The organism is Nocardia sp. No.11 (genome assembly GCF_038752175.1).
Classification (GTDB): domain Bacteria; phylum Actinomycetota; class Actinomycetes; order Mycobacteriales; family Mycobacteriaceae; genus Nocardia; species Nocardia canadensis.
Window position 1 is genome coordinate 1 of the sequence record NZ_JBCGFB010000222.1, and the last position, 4,608, is coordinate 4,608.

At 71.6% G+C, this 4,608-nt stretch carries 4 protein-coding genes and 1 pseudogene; 4 read left to right on the forward strand and 1 reads right to left on the reverse strand.

The features are described from left to right. Window positions 1-239: 239 nt before the first annotated feature. Together V8688_RS31345 and V8688_RS31350 are read left to right on the forward strand one after the other, a co-directional pair. Window positions 240-755, forward strand: coding sequence for an acetyl-CoA carboxylase biotin carboxyl carrier protein subunit (locus V8688_RS31345; RefSeq protein ID WP_218719811.1), 516 nt, complete (start codon window positions 240-242; stop codon window positions 753-755). Continuing rightward, complete coding sequence (locus V8688_RS31350) at window positions 752-2,122, forward strand: acetyl-CoA carboxylase biotin carboxylase subunit (protein WP_342802326.1); 1,371 nt, start codon at window positions 752-754, stop codon at window positions 2,120-2,122. Before V8688_RS31345 ends, V8688_RS31350 begins: the two co-directional genes overlap by 4 nt. Window positions 2,123-2,288: 166 nt before the next feature. Here the strand turns inward: V8688_RS31350 and V8688_RS31355 are convergent, their stop codons facing one another. After that, complete coding sequence (locus V8688_RS31355) at window positions 2,289-2,840, reverse strand: helix-turn-helix domain-containing protein (RefSeq protein ID WP_218719809.1); 552 nt, start codon at window positions 2,838-2,840, stop codon at window positions 2,289-2,291. An 87-nt stretch (window positions 2,841-2,927) separates the two neighbouring features. Here V8688_RS31355 and V8688_RS31360 point away from each other — a divergent pair, with 87 nt between their 5' ends. Both V8688_RS31360 and V8688_RS31365 read left to right on the forward strand, forming a co-directional pair. Continuing rightward, window positions 2,928-4,145, forward strand: a complete 1,218-nt coding sequence (locus V8688_RS31360) for a pyridoxal phosphate-dependent aminotransferase (protein WP_305082661.1) — start codon at window positions 2,928-2,930, stop codon at window positions 4,143-4,145. Window positions 4,146-4,176: 31 nt separating this feature from the next. Further along, window positions 4,177-4,608: pseudogene (locus V8688_RS31365) on the forward strand (AraC family transcriptional regulator); the annotation flags it as partial.

Consider the following 4,608-nt stretch of genomic DNA (forward strand, 5'->3'; position numbering starts at 1 on the left):
CGCGCCGTGCGCCAGGCCGTGCACGAACTGCGCGCCTGGCCGACCGCCGAGCTGCTGGCCCAGCGCCACCGCCGATTCCGGGCCTACGGCCTGGCGCGTCCCGAGGCCGCGGCGACCCGATGACGGCCACGATCCGCCCGTTCCGCCTCCGCCTTCCCTTGACGGCCCTCGGTCAGGTCCTGCGCTTGCCGGACCGGACCACCGATTCGACTCGCCCGCACCGAGATTCAGGAGAACCGATGACCGAGCCCGCCCTCAGCGAATCCGTCCAGCGGGCGGTGAGCGCCACCGACGCCGACCACAGCCTCGCCGTCCTGACCCGCCACGCGCTGCAGGTGCGCGCCACCGCCGCCGACCCGAGCTCGGTGACCGTCGCCAACGGCCCGGTCTCGTTGCGGGTCACCTGGGACGACCGGCCCGTCTCGGCTCCCGCCGTCGTCCCCGAGACCACGGGGCATCTCGCGCTCGTCACCCCGCCCGCGCCGGTCGAGTCCGCCGCGACCGGTGCGAACACCTTCGCCCTGACCGCCGAGACCGTCGGGGTGTTCTATCGGTCGCCGGAACCCGGTGCCGCGCCGTTCGTCTCGGTCGGTGACCCCGTCCGGGCGGGTCAGCAGGTCGGCATCATCGAGGCGATGAAGCTGATGATCCCGGTCACCGCGACCACGGAGGGCGTCGTCGCCGAACTGCTCGTCGACAACGGTGACGCCGTGGAGCACGGCCAGCCGCTGATCGTGTTCGAGGCGCTGCGGTGACCCGCCCCCTCCGTAAGGTGCTGATCGCCAACCGCGGCGAGATCGCGGTGCGGGTGATCCGCACCTGCCGGGAACTCGGCATCGCGACCGTCGCGGTGCACTCGGTCGCCGACCGGGACTCGGCGGCGGTCCGGCTGGCCGACGAACGCGTGCAGATCGGGCCCGCCCCGGCCAAGCGCAGCTACCTGTCGATCCCGGCGATCATCGAGGCCGCCCGCACCACCGGCGCCGACGCCATCCACCCCGGCTACGGATTCCTCTCCGAGGACCCGGATTTCGCCGAGGTGTGCGAGGCGGAGGGGTTCGTCTTCGTCGGTGCGCCCGCCGCCGTCATGGCGCGGCTGGGCGACAAGTCCACGGCCAGGGCGCTGATGGCCGACGCGGGGCTGCCGCTGCTGCCCGGCAGCCGCGACCCGATCGACGACGCCGAGGCCGCCCGAGCGCTGGCCGAGCAGATCGGCTACCCGGTGATCATCAAGGCCGTCGCCGGCGGCGGTGGCCGCGGGATGCGGGTGGTCCGCGACGGCGACGACTTCGGGGCCGCCTGGCAGCACACCCGGGCCTCGGCCGCCGCGGTCTTCGGCGACGGCAGGCTCTACCTGGAGCGCTACCTGGAATCGGCCAGGCACGTCGAGGTCCAGATCCTCGCCGACACCCACGGCACGGTGGTGCACCTGGGCCTGCGCGACTGCTCGCTACAGCGCAGACACCAGAAACTCGTCGAGGAATCGCCCGCTCCCGGCCTGTCCGCCGAACTCGCTGACCGGATCGGCGCGGCGGCCGTGCGCGGCTGCGCGGCGGCCGGGTACGTGGGCGCGGGCACCGTGGAGTTCCTGCTCGGTCCCGACGGGCAGTTCTACTTCATGGAGGTCAACTGCCGGTTGCAGGTCGAGCACCCGGTCACCGAGATGGTCACCGGCGTCGACCTGGTCGCCGCACAGCTGCGGATCGCGGCGGGCGAACCGCTGTCCCTGCCCGCCGATCTCCGCCCGCGCGGGGTGTCGATCGAGTGCCGGATCAACGCCGAGGATCCCCAGCGCGAATTCGCCCCAGCCGCAGGCACTCTCGTCGAGTGCGCGCTGCCCGGTGGTCCGTTCGTGCGCGTCGACACCCATGTGGGGACGGGCTACGCGATTCCCCCGCACTACGATTCGCTGCTCGCCAAGGTCGTCGTCTGGGCGCCCGACCGCCCGGCCGCCATCGCCCGCATGCGCCGCGCGCTGGCCGAGACCACCATCACCGGCGCGGGCGTCGCCACCACCACCGAGTTCCTGCACGACATCCTCGACCACCCCCGCTTCCGCGCCGCCACCCACGACACCGCCCTCATCGGCACCTGCACGGCCCCGGCCGTCGCCGCCCGCTGACACCCGCCCGGAACGGCTCCCTGCCCGGGCCGGTCCGGGCGAGCGTCGGCGAACCGAGCTGCCGGTACGACGATCACGCGATCCGGCCACCGTCATCAGCACCGAGATCCGGCCGAGGCGTCACCGGCGGTTCGGTGGTGCGGTCACGGATTTCCCGCTGATCCGGTCAGACGGTCAGTGACCGGGCGCCGGTGGCGATCTCGGTGGCCTCGGCCAGCTCGAGCCGCAGTTCCCGGTCCGGTGCCGGGGCTGGTCCGTCGTGGTGGGTGACGCCGTCGGCGGTGATCACGTAGTGCAGCACGGTGTCGCCGATGTGGACCGTCACGGTGCCCGCCGGGACGATCTCGGCGACCGCGTGGCCCAGCGGCAGTGCCAGCCAGTGCGCGCGCACCGCGTCGGTCGGCTTGCGGTCACCGAGGCGGGGTGTGCCCCACACCGACAGCGCGTCGAGCACCGGGCGCAGGGCCAGGCCAGCGTCGGTCAGCTCGTAGCTGGAGCGCATGCCGTTGCGGTGGTGGGTGATCATGCCCTCGCGCTCGAGATCCTTGAGCCGGGTGGCGAGCATGTCGGTGCTGATCCCGGGCAGGTCGGCGAACAGGTCGCTGTAGCGGCGCGGGCCCGCGCACAGTTCGCGGACCACGAGCAGGGTCCACCGGTCCCCGACGAGGTCGAGCGCGCGACTGACCGCGCAGTAGTGGTCGTAGCTTCGGCGTGGCACGTGTCCTACTCTAACCATAGACTTGGAAAAACCAAGTGAAATCTTGGAAATACCAAGTAGTGTGTGCGGCAACCACACTTCGGAGGGATGTTCATGCAGGTCAAGCAGTCCAGCAAGCTGTCGGGAGTGTCGTACGAGATCCGCGGCCCGGTCGCGGAGGAGGCGGCCCGGCTCGAGGCCGAGGGCCATCACGTCGTCAAGCTCAACACCGGCAACCCGTTGATCTTCGGCTTCGACGCGCCCCCGGATCTGTTGCAGGACATGGTCCGAACGCTGCCCACCTCCACCGGGTACAGCTCGTCGAAGGGCCTGCTCTCGGCCCGGCGCGCGGTGGTGCAGTACTACCAGACCCTCGGCGTCGACGACGTGAGCGTCGAGGAGGTCTTCCTCGGCAACGGCGTCTCCGAGCTGATCATGATGGCGATGACCGCGCTGCTCGAGAACGGCGACGAGGTCCTCGTCCCCGCCCCGGACTTCCCGCTGTGGACCGCCGCGACCGCCCTCAACGGCGGCACGCCGGTGCACTACCTGTGTGACGAGGGTGCCGACTGGTACCCCGACCTGGCCGACATCACGGCCAAGATCACCGACCGCACCCGCGCCATCGTGCTGATCAACCCGAACAACCCCACCGGCGCGGTGTATCCGCCGGAGGTGCTGCGCGAGATCCTCGAGATCGCCCGCAGGCACAATCTGGTCGTCTTCGCCGACGAGATCTACGACAAGATCTACTACGACGACCTCGAGCACACCGCCGTCGCCTCGCTCGCGCCCGATCTGCTGTGCCTGACCTTCTCCGGTCTGTCGAAGAACTACCGGGCCGCCGGACTGCGCTCGGGCTGGCTGGTGGTCTCGGGCCCCACCCAGCACGCCGCGAGCTACCTCGAGGGCCTGACGATGCTGGCCGGTCTGCGGCTGTGCGCGAATGTGCCCGCGCAGCAGGCGATCCAGGCCGCCCTGGGTGGGCATCAGAGCATCTACGACCTCACCCTGCCCGGCGGGCGGCTGCGTGAGCAGCGCGACCGCGCCTGGGAAGCCCTCAACGCCATCCCCGGTGTGTCCTGCGTGAAACCGAAGGGCGCGCTGTACGCCTTCCCGCGCATCGACCTGGACATGTACCGCATCCACGACGACGAGAAGTTCGTGCTCGACCTGCTGCTGCAGGAGAAGCTGCACATCGTCCAGGGCACCGGCTTCAATTGGCCACGCCCCGACCACTTCCGGATCGTCACCCTGCCGCACGCCGACGAGCTCGAGGCCATCATCGAGCGCATCGGCCGCTTCCTGGCGACCTACCGGCAGTGACACCGGCCGGCTCCGGCGCCGGGTCCGTGGCGTGAGCGAGGTCGCCTGGCGCGGTGCCGGGGCGTTGATCCGGCCCGGCGTGCTCGCCTTCACCGGGACGATCGGCGGCACCCGCGCGCATGCCCACCATGCCGCGCAGATCATCGTGGCCGACGCGCCGGTAACCGTGCTCGACGGTGACGGCCGACCGCACACCGGGGCCGAGATCGTCATCCCGCCCGACACCGAACACCGCGTCGACACCGGCGGCGCGACCGGGATCGTGGTGTTCCTCGACCCCGATTCCCCGGCCGGTCGCGGTGCCGAACTCCGGGCGGCGACCGCCGGGTGGTGCGGTGGTCCCGCCCTGCGCGATCGCGCCCGGCCGATCACCTCGACGGCGGACTTCGTCGACGGACTGCTGGGCACGCTCGCGGCGGCGAGCGGCGGTGCCGTCTCCCCGCGGCATCCGGCGGTCGTGGCC